Annotated in this window: 21 protein-coding genes; 10 read left to right on the top strand and 11 right to left on the bottom strand. The window is 60.8% G+C overall.

What is annotated here, in order from left to right; genetic code table 11:
• Positions 1 to 621: 621 nt before the first annotated feature.
• The gene (locus tag JRN21_07360) at positions 622 to 1,248 is read left to right on the top strand and encodes a proteasome subunit beta (GenBank protein ID MDG6989129.1); all 627 of its coding nucleotides are present in this window, start codon (positions 622 to 624) and stop codon (positions 1,246 to 1,248) included.
• A 32-nt stretch (positions 1,249 to 1,280) separates the two neighbouring features.
• Complete coding sequence (locus JRN21_07365; GenBank protein ID MDG6989130.1) at positions 1,281 to 3,164, top strand: beta-CASP ribonuclease aCPSF1; 1,884 nt, start codon at positions 1,281 to 1,283, stop codon at positions 3,162 to 3,164.
• A 503-nt stretch (positions 3,165 to 3,667) separates the two neighbouring features.
• Here the strand turns inward: JRN21_07365 and sepF are convergent.
• Together sepF and JRN21_07375 are read right to left on the bottom strand one after the other, a co-directional pair.
• Positions 3,668 to 3,952 (bottom strand): cell division protein SepF, encoded by a 285-nt coding sequence (gene sepF, locus JRN21_07370; protein ID MDG6989131.1) that lies wholly within the window; start codon positions 3,950 to 3,952, stop codon positions 3,668 to 3,670.
• A 174-nt stretch (positions 3,953 to 4,126) separates the two neighbouring features.
• Entirely contained in the window at positions 4,127 to 4,606 is a 480-nt protein-coding gene (locus tag JRN21_07375) for an RNA-binding protein (protein MDG6989132.1), read from the bottom strand.
• Between the two features lie 159 nt (positions 4,607 to 4,765).
• Between JRN21_07375 and JRN21_07380 the strand changes: the two genes are divergently transcribed.
• From JRN21_07380 to JRN21_07415, 8 genes are all read left to right on the top strand, one after another.
• Positions 4,766 to 5,623, top strand: coding sequence for a hypothetical protein (locus JRN21_07380; GenBank protein ID MDG6989133.1), 858 nt, complete (start codon positions 4,766 to 4,768; stop codon positions 5,621 to 5,623).
• A 17-nt stretch (positions 5,624 to 5,640) separates the two neighbouring features.
• Entirely contained in the window at positions 5,641 to 5,922 is a 282-nt protein-coding gene (locus tag JRN21_07385; GenBank protein ID MDG6989134.1) for a hypothetical protein, read from the top strand.
• A gap of 27 nt (positions 5,923 to 5,949) precedes the next feature.
• Positions 5,950 to 6,180, top strand: a complete 231-nt coding sequence (locus tag JRN21_07390; GenBank protein MDG6989135.1) for an RNA-binding protein — start codon at positions 5,950 to 5,952, stop codon at positions 6,178 to 6,180.
• An 84-nt stretch (positions 6,181 to 6,264) separates the two neighbouring features.
• The gene (locus JRN21_07395) at positions 6,265 to 6,924 is read left to right on the top strand and encodes a hypothetical protein (GenBank protein ID MDG6989136.1); all 660 of its coding nucleotides are present in this window, start codon (positions 6,265 to 6,267) and stop codon (positions 6,922 to 6,924) included.
• Positions 6,924 to 7,610, top strand: coding sequence for a ribose 5-phosphate isomerase A (gene rpiA, locus JRN21_07400; protein ID MDG6989137.1), 687 nt, complete (start codon positions 6,924 to 6,926; stop codon positions 7,608 to 7,610). The genes JRN21_07395 and rpiA overlap by 1 nt, the downstream gene beginning before the upstream one ends.
• Positions 7,611 to 7,710: 100 nt before the next feature.
• Positions 7,711 to 8,139 carry a ferredoxin family protein gene (locus tag JRN21_07405; GenBank protein ID MDG6989138.1) on the top strand — a complete coding sequence of 143 codons (429 nt, stop codon included), beginning with the start codon at positions 7,711 to 7,713 and terminating at the stop codon, positions 8,137 to 8,139.
• Positions 8,140 to 8,316: 177 nt separating this feature from the next.
• Positions 8,317 to 8,700 carry a hypothetical protein gene (locus tag JRN21_07410; GenBank protein ID MDG6989139.1) on the top strand — a complete coding sequence of 128 codons (384 nt, stop codon included), beginning with the start codon at positions 8,317 to 8,319 and terminating at the stop codon, positions 8,698 to 8,700.
• Complete coding sequence (locus tag JRN21_07415) at positions 8,697 to 9,470, top strand: proteasome assembly chaperone family protein (GenBank protein ID MDG6989140.1); 774 nt, start codon at positions 8,697 to 8,699, stop codon at positions 9,468 to 9,470. The genes JRN21_07410 and JRN21_07415 overlap by 4 nt, the downstream gene beginning before the upstream one ends.
• 4 nt (positions 9,471 to 9,474) lie before the next feature.
• On the opposite strand, the gene JRN21_07420 is transcribed toward JRN21_07415, so the two are convergent.
• The 9 genes from JRN21_07420 to JRN21_07460 all read right to left on the bottom strand — a co-directional run bounded on the left by JRN21_07420 (position 9,475) and on the right by JRN21_07460 (position 18,086).
• Entirely contained in the window at positions 9,475 to 9,858 is a 384-nt protein-coding gene (locus JRN21_07420) for a hypothetical protein (protein ID MDG6989141.1), read from the bottom strand.
• A gap of 27 nt (positions 9,859 to 9,885) precedes the next feature.
• Complete coding sequence (locus JRN21_07425) at positions 9,886 to 11,271, bottom strand: RtcB family protein (GenBank protein MDG6989142.1); 1,386 nt, start codon at positions 11,269 to 11,271, stop codon at positions 9,886 to 9,888.
• A 127-nt stretch (positions 11,272 to 11,398) separates the two neighbouring features.
• Entirely contained in the window at positions 11,399 to 11,821 is a 423-nt protein-coding gene (locus tag JRN21_07430) for an archease (GenBank protein ID MDG6989143.1), read from the bottom strand.
• Between the two features lie 147 nt (positions 11,822 to 11,968).
• Positions 11,969 to 13,189 carry an aminotransferase class I/II-fold pyridoxal phosphate-dependent enzyme gene (locus JRN21_07435; GenBank protein ID MDG6989144.1) on the bottom strand — a complete coding sequence of 407 codons (1,221 nt, stop codon included), beginning with the start codon at positions 13,187 to 13,189 and terminating at the stop codon, positions 11,969 to 11,971.
• 41 nt (positions 13,190 to 13,230) lie between these two features.
• Positions 13,231 to 14,187, bottom strand: a complete 957-nt coding sequence (locus JRN21_07440; GenBank protein MDG6989145.1) for an NAD-dependent epimerase/dehydratase family protein — start codon at positions 14,185 to 14,187, stop codon at positions 13,231 to 13,233.
• Between the two features lie 35 nt (positions 14,188 to 14,222).
• A complete protein-coding gene (locus JRN21_07445) occupies positions 14,223 to 14,453 on the bottom strand; it encodes an Lrp/AsnC family transcriptional regulator (protein MDG6989146.1) in 231 nt (76 codons plus the stop codon).
• Between the two features lie 30 nt (positions 14,454 to 14,483).
• A complete protein-coding gene (gene hisS, locus JRN21_07450) occupies positions 14,484 to 15,773 on the bottom strand; it encodes a histidine--tRNA ligase (GenBank protein MDG6989147.1) in 1,290 nt (429 codons plus the stop codon).
• 1 nt (position 15,774) lies between these two features.
• A complete protein-coding gene (locus JRN21_07455; protein ID MDG6989148.1) occupies positions 15,775 to 16,722 on the bottom strand; it encodes a replication factor C small subunit in 948 nt (315 codons plus the stop codon).
• A gap of 77 nt (positions 16,723 to 16,799) precedes the next feature.
• Positions 16,800 to 18,086 (bottom strand): ArgE/DapE family deacylase, encoded by a 1,287-nt coding sequence (locus tag JRN21_07460; GenBank protein ID MDG6989149.1) that lies wholly within the window; start codon positions 18,084 to 18,086, stop codon positions 16,800 to 16,802.
• Between the last annotated feature and the right edge of the window lie 129 nt (positions 18,087 to 18,215).

Below are 18,215 nucleotides of genomic sequence, written 5' to 3' on the forward strand. Positions count from 1 at the left end.
CCACGTCGTAGTTCTTTCCGTTTATGTTCAGCGTAACAGGCTGAGAAGCAAATGGGTCAGAATTTGACGTCGCAGGGACGTTCTCAGTTGGAGTCTGGACCACGGTAGTGCTGTTACCCGTGCTCAGGGCGATTCCGCCTAAGCCAATCACCCCGGCGGAGATTGTGCTCGCCTTCAGAAATGTTCTCCTATTCATCTTCGAGTCCAACGGTGTGGACTCGGACTCTTCGCTGTGGGACTGCTTTGTTGTAGAATCCTCACTTCCCATGCCTAACGGATGAGGGTGGGTGGGTATAAAGCATTTGTTTCTGCACCGGGTTACCTTAACAAAAACGGGAAATCTCGGCAGTCGCGTGTCTCGCAAAAAGATGACACCCGTTGCGTGGTCCCCACGGAACCATGCGCAAAGTCGAAGGACGCGCACGATGCCTGGAGTGCCCGGCTGCACTGCTCGAGAGAGAACTGGTTGACTCGATGATGTTTCGCGCCAAGTAAACAAAGCCTCGGTTGGAAAGATTAAATAAGCAACGGCGGCGCAGACTCTCTTGTCCGTTCTGAAGAGGTTTTGGGCAAATGTCTAACGCTTTCAACCAAGCAGGGAAGAGGAAGACCGTGGAGTCGATGACCTACCACGGCACGACGACCGTGGGGCTCGTCTGTTCCGACGGAGTCGTGTTCGCGACCGACACTAGGGTGACCGCTGGAGGGTTCATCGCCCACAAGAAAGCCAAGAAGCTGCTCAAGATTGACGACAACATAGCGATGACGATCTCCGGGGGGGTCGCCGACCTGCAGTACGTCGCAGACACCCTGAAGTATCACACCAACACCTACAGGATTGAAAAGGGAAGGCCCATGCCGGTGAAGGCCGCCGCCCAGGTAGTCTCCAACGTCGCGTTCTCGTCGAGGCTGTATCCGCTTCTTGTAGACGTCCTCATTGGAGGGGTAGACTCCACTGGAGGCTCGATATACAACGTGGACTTCTTCGGGTCGATGAACCAGGAGAAGATGATAGCGACAGGGAGCGGGTCGCCTGTCGCCTATGGGATCCTGGAGGCCGAGTTCAAGGAAGGGATGACGACGTCCAAGGCCTATCCCCTTGCGGCGAAGGCCATAATCGCGGCCACGAGAAGGAACGTCGCGACGGGGGACCATTTCGACGTGGCGATTCTCGACGCGGAAGGATTCAGAGAGTTGTCGGAGACCGAGAAGGACAAGCTCCTGGCCCAGTTTACAACTGACAATTAGTCTTGGAACAGAAAGCTAGCGGAGTAGGCCTGATGAGCGCCATCCTGACCAACATCCCAGCGGAGGCTCAGATAACGCGCATAGAGTACGAAGGGCCAAGAATCGCGCTCTATACAAGGAACCCGGCATTCCTGCACAAGAACAGCTACGTCATCTCGGAGATAGTCAACTCTCTGAAGAAGAGAGTCGTGACAAGGACGGAGAAGTCCATACGGAAGCAGGAGAGCGACGCCCGGCAGATTCTGGAGCGCCTCGTCCCTCCCGGGGCTGGAGCGTCCAACTACTTCTTTGACGACGCCCTCGGAGAGATAACGCTCGAAGCCGAGAACCCCAGGATCCTGTCGCAGGAAGCGGGGTTCGACCTCGGCGGCGCCATGGAGCAGACAGGGTGGAAGATCAAGGTGAGGAAGGCCCCGCACATAAAGTCCACCGCCATTCAGAACGTGTACTACGCGCTGAAGGTCGGGAGCGAGGCCAGGGAGAAGTTCTACAGGGAGCTCGGGGAGGCGATCTTCAGACCGAGAATCGCAGCCGAAGAGCATGTGACCATCAAGACCCTCGGCGCGTTCCAGCAGGTGGGGAGGTCGTGCGTCCTGGTGGAGACGGCTGAGAGCAAGATCCTGCTGGACTGCGGCATCCATCCGGGCTCGAGGAACAGCTGGGACGCGTATCCGAGGCTCGACTGGGCCGATATAGCGCCCAATGAACTTGACGCCATAGTTGTCAGCCATGCGCATCTGGATCACCAGGGCTTCGTCCCAGCCATGTACAAGTACGGTTACGACGGGCCGGTGTACTGCACCGAGCCGACCCTGCCGCTCATGACCATGCTGCAGAACGACTTCGTGAAGATAGCACAGATAGAGGGCGGGAGGCTAATCTACGACCAGAAGGACATCCGCGACGAGATACAGCACGCCATAACACTTCCATACGGGATGGTCACAGACATTTCCCCCGACATCAAACTCGTGTTCAACAATGCAGGGCACATACTTGGTTCTGCCACGGTCCACCTGCACATAGGCGACGGAGCTCATAACATAGTCTACACAGGGGACTACAAGTACGGGAGGACGGCGCTGTTCGACTCGGCCACCTGGAACTACCCGCGCGTCGAGACGCTCATCACCGAGAGCACCTACGGAGCAAAGGAGGACATCATGCCCGTAAGGGAGGAGGTAGAGATGAGCTTCGTCAACGCCATCAACGAGACCCTCCGCCAGGGAGGGAAGGTGCTAATCCCCATCCCGGCCGTCGGGAGGGCCCAGGAGATTCTCATAGTTCTGGACCAGTACATGAGGAACAAGGTCCTGATGGAGGCGCCCGTCTTTATGGAAGGGATGATCTCCGAGGCCACGGCTATCCACGTCTCCTACGCCGACTACCTTTCGCGGGAGCTGAGGACCAAGATACTCGAAGAGGGGGTGAACCCGTTCAAGTCGGAGTACTTCACGGAAGTGGAGCACCCTTCAGACAGGGAGGAAGCATATCGCGAGGGGCCGGCCATCATAATGGCGACCTCTGGGATGCTCGAGGGGGGGCCGGTGCTGGACTACTTTGAGCACTTGGCGCCGTCTGAGAAGAACAAGATACTCTTCGTCTCTTACCAGGTCCAGGGATCTATGGGGAGGAGGGTCCTCGATGGTGGGAGCCAGGCGAGCCTCATGGACCAGAACGGGAAGATAAAGATCGTCGACGTCAAAGCCAAGGTACAGAAGGCCGACGGGTTCAGCGGCCACAGCGACTACAACCAGATTATCAGGTTCGTCGGGAAGGTGAGGCCCAAGCTCCAGCTCGTGATAGTGAACCACGGAGAGAAAAGGAAGACGGAGAACCTGGCATACTCTATCCAGAGGATATACCGCGTCCCCGCCATCCACCCGGCAGTGCAGGAAGCTATCCGGGTATACTAGCGGCGCTGGGTAACACGCCAGCTGCTGATGTAGAAACATTAAACGCGCAGCACATATCACGACAAGATAGTTGCAGCCTGAACCTCCTTCCAGAGGGCATGTTTGGCAGACCTAGCCTGGACTCGGCGTTCCCGACGCTACTCCCCAGGTCGGCCCCCATCGCAGACCGCGGTTCCCCTCTGATCATGATGGCATCGCCCCTCCGCTTCCACTCCGTGGAGACGGCTGTGATGTTGGTGGACAAGGGAGCGCGCCCCCGAGAAGCCATTCGATGACGAAATCATCGAGGCCGGCCCCGTGAGCCTCTGGAGGTCGAGGTTGACCTGACCCTTCAGGAAGGCGCGAGCCTGATCACGCAAATCCAGGGCGGAGTGCTCGTCTGAAGCTGCGGGGTCATCCGCGCGGGACCTCGCGACGAGGCAGTTCGCCTCAGGAGACCTCACCGTATCATAACGGGAGCCGAGAGAACGGAAAGCTGAACGGTCTCAGGACGCTGGTCCCGATCACTGCAGCCCGCGCCAGATGCGGACGCCTGGTGGGGTGATAACCACCCTTTCATCGCCCAGCCTGGCGATGTCTCCTCCGACAGAGGTTGCGAACTCGTAGAGCTGTTCAACGGACGACTTCAGTTCTTCGAGGCTCTTCTGGGCGAGCGGAGTCACCTTCAGGATGACGATTGTCTTGTTGGACACGTCTTCCTGTATCTTCGGGAGGTCCTCGATGCTCCTCAACGCCAGGGCCTTCAGTAGGACCTCCTTGCTCTGGCCCTCAAGCTTCCTCTCCTGCATCACGCCTGACATGAGACCTTGGTTTGCTGACATGGCGGCTATTATTAAGGGTAGGGAGGCAGTGCAAATCTATGATGGCCATGAAATTGTTAGACTCTGTTGTGGAGAATTGTTCAGAGGGAAGAAAATCCGTTCTCAGCTTAAAAGGGGAGGGGATGCTGAAACTGTTCGGCTTCAGAGAGACTTGTGGGCGTTCCAGTATCTGTCTCCGACATGATGCAGGTTCCTGATGCACCCTCCCTTGGTCATCGCAGTGGCCTCTGCACCCCCCACCAGGGAAGCACCTACCGCTATCGCCCTCCCTCTCTTCTCCTCCTTGACCACAACCATCCTTCCGGCCGGCCCCCAATCATCCATCACCCTGATCCCTGGCCTCATGACATCTGCCCCGTTGATCAGGAACCTGATGGCTCCTTCATCTACGGTGGCCGTGGGAAAGAGCGCCAGGGTGGCCTGGGAGCCCAGGAAAGGGAGATAGATTGTTCCGGCCTGCACGAATTCGTAACCGTCGAGTGCGACGAACACCACCCCCTCCTCGGGTTCGGAGCAGCTCGCCTGCGAGGACTTCGGGAGGCCGAGGGAGACGCCGAGATGTGACTCGATTTTGGATATGAGGTCAGCGGAGTCTCGGCGGGAAAGCACCCACTTCTTCAAATGGGTCAACCCGCAAGCTTTGGGACGTAATTAACCCCACTGACGTTCTACGCTCGACCCCCCTCTGAATTATGCCCCATTGAGCAGGCTCCGTTACATTGTTGAGAACCGATTGCCACACATTCGATTAAAAGCCGGTTCTTGTCCATCAACCCGCCGTTGAGGGGGCAACGGCACACTGTCGGCGAGCTCAGGGACCCGGTCAAGTCTGTCAGGTCGGGGGAGTTCGAGTACGAGGAGAGGCCACCGAAGTCCCTCGACTGGGCCTCCTACACCGAGGCCTACGAGCTCGCAGACATGCTCCGCCTGATCCCCAGGTTCGTCGAAGAGGCGGTCGACCGGATGCCCGCCGAGGAGCTGGCGCCCAGAAGAGGGCCTGGAAGACAGGCCACCCATCCCCCGGCCGACGTAGCCGAGGTCATGCTGATGCAGTCATACTTCGGGGTCTCCAACAGGGTGGCCGCAGGCCTCGCCGTCGTCTTCAAGGAGAAGCTCCGCCTCTCCGACACCTTCTCCTACAAGACGGCCGAGAGGGAGTACGACCCCGGTCCCGTCATGAGGATACTCCGGGAGGTATTCAGGCTGACCAACGAGTACGGTAACGCCAACGAGGACGCCTTCTCCTTCGACGGGACCGGGGAGCCCACGTCGACGGAGGTCAACTACGAGTCGGTCCGCTCGGAGCAGAGGAGGGAGAAGGAGGGCTCCACGACGACAGGTGACGGCTCCTCGTCGTGGCCCTCCAAGAGGCACGAACTCCAGTATGTCGAGGAGTCCGTCGGCGTCCACACCAAGATCTACGGGGGCGTCACGTCGACGGAGGGCCACTCGGTCGGGGAGCTCCTGATGTTCCCTTCGGTCCTCTCCCAGACACGCATCAACTGTCCTGGAGCGGTGAAGGCGGCGCTGGGGGACGCGGAGTACTCGACCAGGCCCGCGTGCTCGATGGTGGCAGCGGCTGGGGCCATACTTGCTTCTTCCCCAAGGTCAACTCGATATTCCTGGCGCACGGCGTAGCGTCCTGGAACAACATGATGCACTCGTTCGTGGAAGACCCGCAGGGGTGGCTGCGAGCCTACCACATGCGCTCCATATCGGAGACGGCCGACTCGATGGACAAGAGGAGGTTCCCCTGGAAGCTGAAGAAGAAGAGGCCGGCCTGGAGGAAGGACGCGGAGTCGTTCCTCAGGAGGGACGTCCACAACGTCCGCCAGTACTCGTACCTGTCCTACCTGGAGCCCGGCCTCATCAAGAAGATGGAGCGAGTCCCGGATTACGTCCCAAAGCCCAACCTGCATGACTGCTTAAATAAATGAATCCAGACGCCCGCCCTAAGGGTCCATTTGTCAGTCGACATGTCGGTGAAGGTCCTCGATGAGAGCGTCGGTAAGATTGTGCTCATCAAACTGAAGGGAGGCAAGGTGATCAGGGGGAACTTACAGGGGTTCGACCAGCACATGAACCTGGCGCTCGAGAAGGCGGAAGAGGTGGCGGAGGACGGTCACTCGAGTTCGCTGGGCACGCTTATAGTCAGGGGGGACAACATCATAATAATCTCCCCGCCCCCGAGCTGAAGTTCAAGCAGCCGCAAGTGTGACATCTCGGGATTTCCGAATCTACTTTTATACTCAGGCCGCCAGAGTAGAAGGCAGAGCCCAATGGTGGACCTCCTCACGGTCGCGGTGGCCGGCGTCGTCGGGGTCGGCCTCGGAGGGCTCACAGCATACTTCGTCTTCTACACCAGACCGAAACGCGCTGCAGCCGCTCCCAGGCACACCGAGTCGGTGCCCCTGCGATCCGAGACCACTGTCACGTCGGCGGAACTCGAACGGTCGAGGAGGGACATGAGAACCATCATGGTGGAGAGGGACCTCCTTTCGTCGGCCATGATGAAGCTCTACGAGGCTGAAAGCGAGGGGAGGATTACGCGCGAGGAGAGGGAGACCATCTCGAAGAGATACAGCGACCAGATTAAGGACCTGCAGTCCAAGCTCAAGGACGTAGAGCTCGTGGTGGAGGTCGGCGAGTTGGAGGGTCTCAGAGGGGAGCTGGTGTCGCTCTTCGAGAGCAGGATCCGGAACATCGAAGTGCGTCTCGACGCCGCAAAACAGATGCTGGGGCCATCGGCCCCGCAGCCCCCGAAGAAGGAGGCTACGCCGAAGGTGGAGCGGGAGACCGACCTCGAGAAGGTGGTCGAGAGGAGGGCCAAGCCGGAGATGTCCGAATCAGAGAAGCGGGTCAAGGTGATCAGGGACGAAGTGATGGACGCCCTGACCAAGCTAGAGCAGATAGACATAGAAAAGAAGCAGGAAGATTGATGGACCCGACAAGGGACGCCCTGAAGGGAGTCGCCGCCGATGTCGCCCGGTCCATAGCCCCGCGCGCCGTCCTCGGTCTGGGGAGCGGATCCACGGTGGCAGGGCTCATAGAAGAGCTGGCGCCGTTGATAATCGGGAAGTCAGTCAGAGGCGTTGCTACTTCCACTCAGATAGAGTTGGTGGCGTCGAGGTGCGGCATCGAACTCGTGCCTTTCAGGGGGTCGGTCGACTTGGTAGTCGACGGCGCGGACCAGGTGGACCGTAGGCTGAACCTGGTCAAAGGAGGCGGCGGCGCCCTGCTCCGGGAGAAGGTGGTGATGGGAGCCGCGAAGTCGATCGCCGTGGTCGCCGGAGAGAACAAGTTCGTGAGGAGGCTCTGCGACAATGGAGTACGGGTCCCAGTCGAAGTCTTCCCCATGGCGAGGGAAAGCGCCAAGCTCAAGCTGTCCATGCTCGGAGGAGTCGCCGAAGAGCGCCTCCTCCCCAAGGGATATCCCTACTTCACCGAGAACGGCAACGTGATACTTGACACCCTCTTCGAACCCATCGAGTCACCGAGGGACCTCGAGGTCAGGGTGAGGTCTACCCCGGGGGTAGCGGAGGTCGGGATATTCACATTCAAGCCGCTGACCGTGTACAGGCTGGAAGGGGAGGGAAGGTTCGAGACGCTCACGGCCGAAGCGTGAAAGCCCAGACGTCCCTGATGGGATGCCGACCTCGCGGTGAAGAGCCTCCGCCTCCGCATGACTTATAACCACCTGACCGGAGCGACAGATTGAGAGACATATGACTCGCGAAGTGGGATACAAGTCCGCACCAATCGACCCGAACTTCCTTTCGAAACCCGACCAGTTCCCGGTGACGGGGGAGCACAACGGCCACAAGGTGAGGGCCGCGGGGACGCAGAGGAACGACGGGGATGGAAACCCGTACCCGATCAGCAATGGTATCCACGGCACCCAGGTAGCTGTCGACTGGGATTCGTGCGTCGCAGACGGCGTCTGCATGGATGTCTGCCCGGTATTCGTCTATGAATGGGCGCTCAACCCCGGCCAGGCAGGGACCGGAAAGGACAAGGTAGTCGACCAAGGGACCCCCGAGTGGGACCAGTACAGGAGCGACAAGTCAGAGCCCATACGCGAAGCTGACTGCATCTTCTGCATGGCATGCGAGACGAGCTGTCCCACGCAAAGCATCAAGATCACGCAGCCTTAGCCGCAGAACGAAGCGCACTAGGGTATCGTCCCGCTAGAACTGGCTAACTCTGCCCCGACCTTCGTAGGCAGGTATGCCTCGTTCGGTCCAGACAGGCTCGACCCGTTTAGGTGACCCTTCCGCCCGCCTCGGCCACTTGTCAGCAACCATTTTATCCTGAAGGAATTCGGAGCCGTCTTGGCCATGGAAGAAGACGCGGACCTGAAGCTGCTGGAGCGGAGGAAGCTCGAGGAGATGAGGCGGAGGCTGAAGGCCGCGGCTCCGACCGTGCGACCAGAGAAGACGGACCGGGAGGTCGTGGAAGGGATGCTCTACGACAGGGGGGACGAAGTGTTGCAGGCGGCCTACTCGCTCTACCCGAAGGAGACGGAAAGGCTCGTGCGGGAGCTCGCGTCGCTGATCAAAAATGGCCGGTTGCAGGAAAGAATCGCCGGAGGGGAGATCCTCTCGATCTTCAGGCAGCTCGGGATGAGGATAAGGCTGAAGACGTCCATCAAGGTGATGGACCAGGGGAAGCTCGTCGATCTCAGCGAGAAGCTGGGGAGGAGCGAGGGGCGGTGAAAGGAGCCGGGACCATCAGCGAGGAGGTCTTGGAGGTCCCGAAGGCCGCTGAACCGGTCCTCGTCTGCGGCCTCCCAGGGAGCGGCTATGTGGGGAAGCTGGCGGCCGACCACTTGGTGTCGTCCTTCAAGCTCAAGAAGGTGGCGGAGTACAGGAGCTCCACCTTCCCGCCCCAAGTTAGCGTAAAGGAAGACGGGACGGTAGACCCTCCCACTGGGGTGTTGTACTACGCCCCCACCAAGGCGAAGAAGGGTCTCCTCGTATTCACGGCCGACGCGCAACCAACGACCGCCGAGGGCGAGTACGAGCTGTCCGATGCAGTGGTGAAGTTCGCCAAGAAGTGCGGAGTAAAGAAGGTCTACACCCTGGCAGCCTACATCACCGGGTCGTTCTCTCAGTCACCCAAGGTGTACGGCGCTGGGACATCCAAGACGATCGCCGAGGCGCTTCGGGAGAACGGCGTCATCCTGATGAAGGACGGAGGAATAAGCGGGATGAACGGCCTCCTGATAGGCATCGCTGCGCTGAGGGGCCTCGAGGGGGCGTGTCTGCTGGGAGAGACATCAGGATACGTCGTGGACGCCGGGGCCTCTAAGGCGGTGCTGGAGCAGCTCTCTAAGGTGCTCGGCATCCCCATGGACACCTCCAAGCTCAAAGAGAAGGCAGACGAGACTCAGAAGCTGATCGGCCAACTGCAGTCAATGGCCGACCAGGCGAGGGAAGCCGCCCCCCAGCCCGGACGCAGTCAGAGGCCCGGATACATAGGCTAGCTTCTCAGAAGGGATAGAACGCAGGGAAAGTCACGCCGAAGAGCGTTACCATGATTGCGTCGAGTATGAGCAGGATTACCCAGGCAAGGACGGCTATCCCGACCGACTTGGGCCAGGTGGTGCGGAAGGCGCCCCTGAAGACGGCGAGCCACGCGAGAAGCCCTAACAAGAGCGCGATGGCGCCAGCTGGGGCCCCTATCACTGCCCCCAGTGCAAGGGTTACCGCGAAGTAGACTACATAGTAGACCACCACTCCGCCGAGCGTGGCCCCCATAGCGTCCCCGAACCCCACGGTGTCCCCCTTGATCACCCTCGCGGCGAAGTAGACTGGGATGGTGACGACCACCCAGAGGATGGCCAGCCCCAGGACGTAGACCAGGACCCCCAAGGGCGACGCAAGGAAGAGGATGGCGGTTCACCCCTTGATGTTGCCCACCGGACGCAGCGCCACGACCTTCTTAGAGATCCCGGCCCTGTCCATGGTCTCCACCACTTCGGAGATGTCCTTGTAGGCCATCCCCGCCTCCTCGGCCAGGCCGTCCATGGTCGCGGCCTTCACGTATATCCCCCTGTCGAGCATCTTCCTCTGTAGCTCGGCTCCGCGGACCTCTCGCTTTGCCGCGGTCCTAGACATCGTCCTCCCCGACCCGTGGGCAGTTGAGCCGAAGGTCTCTTCCATCGCCTTCTGAGTCCCCACCAGAAGGTAGGACCCGGTCTCCATGGACCCGCCGATGATGACCGGCTGGCCCACCTCCCTGTAGGGGGCGGGAATGTCGGGATGACCAGGGCCGAAGCTCCTCGTCGCCCCCTTCCTGTGGACCAGGAGTTCCCCATTGAACCCTTCGTACCTGTGCCTCTCCACCTTGGCTATGTTGTGGCAGACGTCGTAGATCAGGTGCATGTCGAGAGACTCTGCATCCCGGTGGAAGACCTTGGAGAAGGCATCCCTGACCCTGTTGACTATGATCTGCCTGTTGACGAAGGCGAAGTTGGCTGCGCAGACCATCGCGGCGTAGTAGTCCTTCGCCTCCTTAGAGTCGAACGGGAGGCAGGCCAGGTCCCTGTCCCGCACCTGGATGTCGTACCGGCGCATATTGGACTCGAAGTTCCTCAGGTAATCGGTACAGATCTGGTGCCCGAACCCTCGGCTGCCGCAGTGAATCATTACAACGACCTGGTCGTCGTGGACGATCCCGAACCCTTTCGCGAGTCCTGGGTCGAAGAACCTGGCCGGGTCCACTACCTGAATTTCGAGATAGTGGTTCCCGGAACCAAGGGTCCCGAACTGGCTCACCCCCCGGCTTACGGCTTGCCTGCTCACCTTCGAAATGTCAGCACCTTTGATGTATCCTCCCTCTTCTACATGGGCAGGGTCGTCGTCCCAGGCGAGGCCGTGCTCCGCGCACCACTTCACCCCAAGAGAGGTGATGTCCCCCATCTGGCCCTGGGCGAAGTTTTGGGGCCCTTTTACCCCCACCCCGGCGGGTACCAGGTTGAAGATGAGGTCTACCAACTCTTTTATCTTTGATTTGACCTCCGAGTACTGCAGATTCGTTCTGATGAGGCGCATTCCACAATTAACGTCGAAACCTATTCCTCCGGGCGAGATTACGCCTTTTTCGACGTCAAATGCTGCAACCCCGCCTATAGGGAAGCCATACCCCCAATGCGCGTCAGCCATGGCGTAAGCGTAGCGGACTATCCCGGGGAGGCACGCCACGTTGGTCACCTGCTCTATCACCCCGTTGTCCATGGCCTCGAGGAGCTTCCGAGTGGCGTAGATCCTGGCAGGGACCCTCATCCCCTGCTTGTAGGTGGTGGGAATCTCCCAGGAGACGTCGGAAACCTGCCTGAACGAGCTAGTCTGTGCCACGCAGAACCACCCTTGGTCGCTGCGGCCGCGCTGCTTCTTTAAGCGTTTAGAGGGCTCAGATGTCGAGGACGACGGTCGCCTTCCACCGAGGCCCGTCTTGGCGCACACCGAAGAGGTGCATGGTCACAGCCTTGGCGTCGTTACGGAGAGAGTGGCGCTCCCTGTCTATCGCCTCCCCCCTCGCCTGCGCAGTGAGGGACAGGTTACCGGGACCGACCCTGACGCTGAACTCCTTGAAGAGGAGGGAGTCGACGTCCTTCGAAATGATGAGCTCGGTGAGGAAGTCATAGAGGAGCCTGTCGAGGTCCGGGGCTTCCAGGGAGAAAATCTTCACGGTGCCTCCCTTCAGGGTCTTAGGGTCGACCATGACGTCCGTGACGGCGAGGGCGCACGTTTCGAAAAGTCCGTCAATCGAGTCGGACTCGGCTTCGAAAGCGACGTCTGCGAGGGCGACGTCTGGGAGGTACCTGAATGCCATCGCGTTGGGAGCCTGCGCGCCCAGCGCTCTTAACCTGTGCGCAGGCAACGGCACGGTGGTGGACCGGGGGTCGGCAATGGCTGCGCGCGCGGCTCCCGGAGCCCGAAGTAGGAGAGAGGGCGCCAAGGAGGCTTCCGAGATACGGTCCTAGGCGCCTTTCCTGGCGGGGATGAGCTCCAGCTCCCTTCCCGCTTTCTCGAAGGCGCCTATCGCGAAGTCGAGGTCCTCTTTTGAGAGGGCGGCGTTCATTATTGTCCTTATCCTTGCCCTCCCCTGCGCGACCATGGGATACACGATGGGGAGGGCGAACACTCCGATCTCAAAGAGCCTGGAGCTGAGCTTCTTGGCTTTCCCGCTTTCGCCGACCATCACGGGCGTGATGGGGGTCTCGCTCCTGCCGAGGTCGAACCCGAGGTCCTTCATTGCATTCTTGAAGTAGCGGGTGTTCTCCCAGAGCCTCTGGACGTGCTGCGGTTCCTTCTCGAGGACGTCCACGGCGGCCAGGCAGGCGGCGGCCACTCCCGGAGGGTGCGAGCCGCTCAGAAGCCAAGTTCTGGATTTGTTGTAAGCGAAGTTGACCAGATCGCGGGAGCCCGAAACGTGACCGCCGACCACCCCGAAGGCCTTGGAGAACGTCCCCATCTCCACATGGACCTTGTCTCTCCCGAGATGGAAGTGCGAGACGATGCCTCTCCCTCCCTCTCCCAACACCCCCTCCCCATGGGCGTCGTCGACATACACCATCGCCCCGTGCTCAGCTCCGAGTGACGCCACCTTGTCTAGGGGGGCGATGTCGCCGTCCATTGAAAAGACCCCGTCTGTGATTATCAAGATGCGCCTGAACTGCGGGGCTGTGCGCTCTGCCTCGTCGAGGACCCTTGCCAGGTCACCCGCGTCGGAGTGCTTGTACACCTTCCTTTCTGCTGCCGAGAGTCTGACGCCGTCGATGATGCTTCCATGGTTGAGTTCGTCGCTGATTATCAGGTCCCCCTTCCCCGCGAGCTGCGGAATCAGCCCTGCGTTGGCGGCGAAGCCCGTCTGGTACACCAAGGACGCTTCGGCGGACTTGAACTTCGCCAGCCGCCTCTCCAGCTCGACGTGAAGGTCCATGTTCCCCGCGATGGGCCGGACCGACCCCGAACCTGCGCCGTGTGTGTTGATGGCGTCCACGGCGGCGGCCTTCAGTTTAGGGTGGTTGCTAAGGCCGAGGTAATTGTTGGAGCAGAACATCAGGACCCGCTTCCCGTCGACCGTGCACCAGGGGGCGCTCGGGCCCCCGAGCACCCTCAGCTTCCAGTCCAGCTCCTGGCGGACGAGGTCTTCGTACTCCTGACGGAGGAAGGTTGTCGGGTCTCTCATGGCTTCCATCCGGCGGAGGCGTGAGAGCGGTTAAACGCCTTTCCCCGAAGCTACCGGGGGACGAGCCGGTCCTTCAGCTTCGCGAGCATGTCCGAGACCATCCCCTGAAGGTCGTAACCGGGGCTCCACCCCCAGTCCCTCCGCGCCTCGGAGTCGTCGATGGACATGGGCCAGGAATCGGCGATCTTCTGGCGGGAGTCCGGAGCGTAGCTCACGCTGAATCCGGGGATCCACTTCCCGATTTCCGTGGCCAGCTCCCCAGCCGAGAAGCTGAACGCTGCGAGGTTGTACCCCAGGTGACGCCTGACCTTGGAAGGGTCCGCTTCCATGATGAGCACCGTGGCTTTCAGAGCGTCCGGCATGTACATCATCGGCAGGACTGTGTCATCTCTCAGGAAACACCTGTAGGAGCCCTTCCGTATCGCCTCGTAGAAGATCTCGACGGCGTAGTCAGTAGTCCCGCCCCCCGGGGGGGTCACGTTGCTTATGAGTCCCGGATAGCGGAGGCATCTCACGTCCAGCCCGTATTTCACGAAGTAGTAGTTGCAAAGGAGTTCTCCGGCCACCTTGGTGACGCCATAGATGGTGGTGGGGTTCAACGGGGCGTTCTGGGGGGCATCTTTGCGGGGAGCATCCGGGCCGAAGGCACCTATGGAACTCGGCCAGAACACCCTTGAGACTCCGCCCTTCCTGGAAGCTTCGAGGACGTTCCTGAGCCCGTCCATGTTCACCTTCCAGGCCAGCTGCGGTTCCTTCTCTCCGGTAGCCGAGAGGAGGGCGGCCAGGTGGTAGACCGTGTCCGCGCCGGTGTCCCTCACGGCCGAGGCTACGGCGTCGGAGTCGTCAGTGTCCAGGGTTATCACTGGGCCATCGTTTAACGAAGGAGGGCCGGCGGACCTGTGGACCGCCGCCACCACGTTGGCATCACCGTAAAGAGACCGGAGGTGAGGTACGAGCTCAGCCCCTATCTGCCCAGCTGATCCCGTGACGAGGACCTTGGGTGGCAACCCTTGCGGCCTGCATGCCGAAGCTGTTTAAGGGTTCAGGCCAGTATCTTCATCGTGATGGTGGAGACGACTCCGGGCTTCGACCTCAGGTTCTCTGCGATAATCGACTTCACTGCCTGGTCGTCGGCCCCCTCGACCATCACCAGTAGGTCGTACAGGCCGTACAGTTGGTAGACTGCCTTTATCCCCGAAGTCTCCTTCAGCGCCGAGATACTCTGCTCTTCGGCACCTGGGCTGAGGTTGACGAGGACTATCGCCCGCTCCATTTCAGTGCTTGTTACGGTGGGGGCCTTCGATTAAAGATTGCGCCGGCCCGGACCGGCGGTCATGCGTCGTAGGGCCTCTTCGAGGGGGATCAGCTCTTCCTTACGGCTGTTCATATCCCGTATCGTAACCGAACCCGCTTTTACCTCTCTCTCCCCGAGGATGATCACCCATGAGGCGCCTAGGCGGCTCGCATCCTCCATCTGCTTGGACAGGGGCTTCCGTTGTAGCGATATCTCGCATGGGACTCCGCCGTCGATCGCTGCCCTTCTCACCTTCAGGGCCTCGCCAATGAGGCCTTCTCCTGCTATCGCGACGTAAGCGAGGAGCCCCGGAGGCCTGCCCTGGGCAGACATGGAGATGGCCATGCGTTCCACTCCTCCCGCAGCGCCGGTCGCGGACAAGTCGGGGCGCCCGAACAGCCTAGGGAGGGCGTCGTACCTACCGCCGCCGAAAAGGGACCCGAGCCTGGGGTTCCTGCTGTCGACTGCTTCGAACACGATCCCGGTGTAGTAGTCAATCCCCCTCACTACGCTCATGTTGTACTCGACGTTTTTGACCCCCCTCGAGTCGAGCGTGTCCGCGAGGGTGACAAGATCCCCCGCCGACTCCAGCTTGAGCTCTTGCGCCCTGGCGAGGACGTCGTCGGGTCTGCCGCGCAGCCTGCCGAACTCGAGGAGCTTCTCCACCTGCTCTGTTCCGAATCCTCGTTGGACGTACTCGTCCGTAAGCTCCTCAGGCGGCTTCTTCTCCACCTTGTCCAGGGCGCGCATCAGGTCGAGGACGCGCTCGTCTTCCGCAATCCCTATCTTCTTCCGGATGAAATCTTCCACCACGCGCCTGTCCCCCACCTTCACAGTCGTCTCTGCAAGGCCCGCCAGCCTGAGTATGGCCGACGCTGCGTCGATTACTTCAGCGTCAGCTTCGACAGACGGGGGCCCGAACATCTCCAAGTCCCACTGGTGGGCCCACCTGTACCTGCCATACTGGGGCTCGTCGTACCTCCAGATTCCGCCGAAGGCCGAAAGCTTCACTGGGAGTCGTACCCCCTTTCGGGAGCAGACGTACCTCGTGATCCCTACGGTCAGGTCGAAGCGGAGCCCGATATCTCGCCCTCCCTTGTCTTTGAAAGAGTAGATCTCCTTGTCTATGGCCTCCCCGCTCTTCACCCTGAGGACTGCCAGATGCTCCAGCGATGCGGGCTCCATCACTTGGAAGTTGTAGAGCCGCGATGCTTCGTCGAAGGCGTCCCTGATTCTCGCATGGACCGCGTATGTGGAGGGCTCGATGTCGTCGACTCCCCTTGGAAGGGCGAGGTCCAAGCTAGCCTTCCTTTTTCAGGCCGGCGAGCTGGGCGAGCATTGCGGTCAGCTGGAGCTCGGGCTGTGAACCCTGGACGAGGCGGAAGTCATACTCCGCGAATATGGATACCGCCCTGGCCCGGTCGAACCCCTTCATCGAGCCGAGGGCTTCATAGGCGTACTTCAAGAAGTCCCTTTCAGGGACGCCGTAGACCCTTGTGAGCTCCACCATCTTTGTCCTAGCAGCTTCGAAGTCCCCTCCGAGGGCGGCCTCGATCACCGCCGCCACGCGGCCCTTTACGGCCGCTCCGGTCACAGACTTTACGGAGTCGACGGTCAGCTCCCCCGAGGCTGAAGCCGCCTGGAGCACGTTGATGGCCTGCCTCAGGTCACCCTGAGTCGCCTCGTATATCGCGGCAAACACCGAGTCTCCCGGATGCCTGAGCTTCTCCTTCCTGGATATCGACTTCAGATGGTCCGTCACAGAAGCCTCGTCGTAGCGCTGGAACCTGAATATGGCGCACCTGCTCTGGAGGGGCTCGATGATCCCCGAAGAATAGTTGCAGATGAGGATGAATCGGGTGTGCTCGGAGTTCTCCTCCATTATCCTGCGCAATGCTGTTTGCCCGTCTGACGTCATCTCGTCCGACTCGTCCAGTATGACCAGACGGTAGGGGACCCCTTCCCTCCGGTCCGCGAATCTTGCGAACGTCTTGATCCTCTCCCTCACGACGTCAATCCCCCTCTCGTCGGACGCGTTCAGAACGAGGGTGTAATCGCGCCAGTGCTCGCCGAGGATCTGCTTCGCGATGATGACAGCAGTGGTAGTCTTACCAGACCCCGGCGGACCTGCGAAGAGCAGGTGTGGGAGCTGCCCCTTCTTCATGAGGAGGGCCGTCAGCCTCTGCTTTACTGCGGCCTGGTCGACAAGGTCCTCCAGGGATGACGGGCGGTACTTCTCAACCCACATTAGGTCTTCTAGTGGCAAGGGTGGTGGCTCCGAGGCTCGAGAGACGATCTCTGAGAGAACTTGGCAGCCGTTCGTATTTATCCGTTCCAAGCCAGCGCGGCCAGAGAATACGCCTTGCAAGCCCGGACGACGTCCTTGACCTCTATGCATTCGTCCCTGAAGTGAGCAGTCGAGTCGTCTCCAGGGCCGAAGATGATTGCAGGTTTCCCGGCTATCCCAGTGAAGAGGCGCATGTCCGTCCCCCCGGTGATCCCCGACACGTTGGGGGCGAAGCCGAGCGAGTCCTCCACGGCCCGGGACATCAGCCTGGTCAGCCAGTGGCGGCGTCCTATCTCCGCAGACTCCCACTGCGGACCAAACCAGGACACCGAGGGAGGGTTGGCCCTCAGCCATGGGTCCGCGGCGGTCGCTTCCTGCACTGCCGCTTCGAAGGCCCTCTTCGCGTTGTCCAGGGACTCGTGGGGCCAGACCCCGTACCTCCCCTCGGCGGTCAGTTCCTCCGGTACGGTCGAGTCCCAGACGCCTGCCCTCACCGTCCCGATGCTGAGAGTCACCGGGTTCCGGACGCCCCTGAAGGCGCTAAGGCGCTTCATCGACTTCCGGCGGTTCTCGAGTTTCTGGAGCGCCGCCATGACAGGCACGAACTTCTCCACCGCGCTTACACCCATGTACCTGGCGGCCCCGTGGGCGGCCTTGCCCCTGACTCCTAGCCTGAACATGAGGCACCCTGCCTGGACGACGTTGAGGGCGAGGCCCGTGGGTTCCGCGATGACGGCGGCGTCGGGCACGTATCCCCTCTGTATCGCCGCCAGCGTCCCCATCCCCCCGCTCTCTTCACCTATGACGCTCTCGACGATGATCTCGTTCTGGAGGGTGACCCCCGCGCCCAGGAGAGCCTCCACAGCGAAGATCGTCCCGGCCAGGCCGCCTTTCATGTCGCAAGCGCCTCGCCCGTAGAGCTTCCCGTCTACCACCCGGGCCGCGTATGGAGGGTGCTTCCACGACGACGGGTCCCCTTCAGGGACCACGTCGATGTGTCCGTTGAAGGCGAGGGTCCGGGCCGCGTCGCCGCGCCCCCGGAAGCGCCCGACGACGTTGGGCCGCTTTCCGACGTTGCTCTCTTCTGAGACAAAGGCCTCGTACCCCCGGAAGTCGCCGCGCTTCGGCTTCCAAAAGTCGACTTTAGCCCCTAACGACCTGAGCTTTTCTCTCACCAGGAGCTGGGCGGGTTCCTCCTCTCCGGTGACGCTCTTCGCCCTCACCAGGTCCTTTGTAAAACGCAGGAGGTCCGGGGCCAGCCTTTCCGCCTGTCTGAGGACCCTCTGTCGGCGCTGGGCTGCGGAGTCAGAGCGGGCAGAGGTCATGGAACACCCTGTCGAGCCCGCCGCGGTTGAACTTCGTGCGGTCCATGCTCGTCAGAGGCATCCCCGGAGGATGCTCGCTCTTAAACGACAGAGACGACATTTCGCATGCGAGATAGCGCATCAGGGCCG

The sequence above is a fragment of the Nitrososphaerota archaeon genome (genome assembly GCA_029785825.1).
GTDB lineage: Archaea > Thermoproteota > Nitrososphaeria > Nitrososphaerales > Gagatemarchaeaceae > UBA183.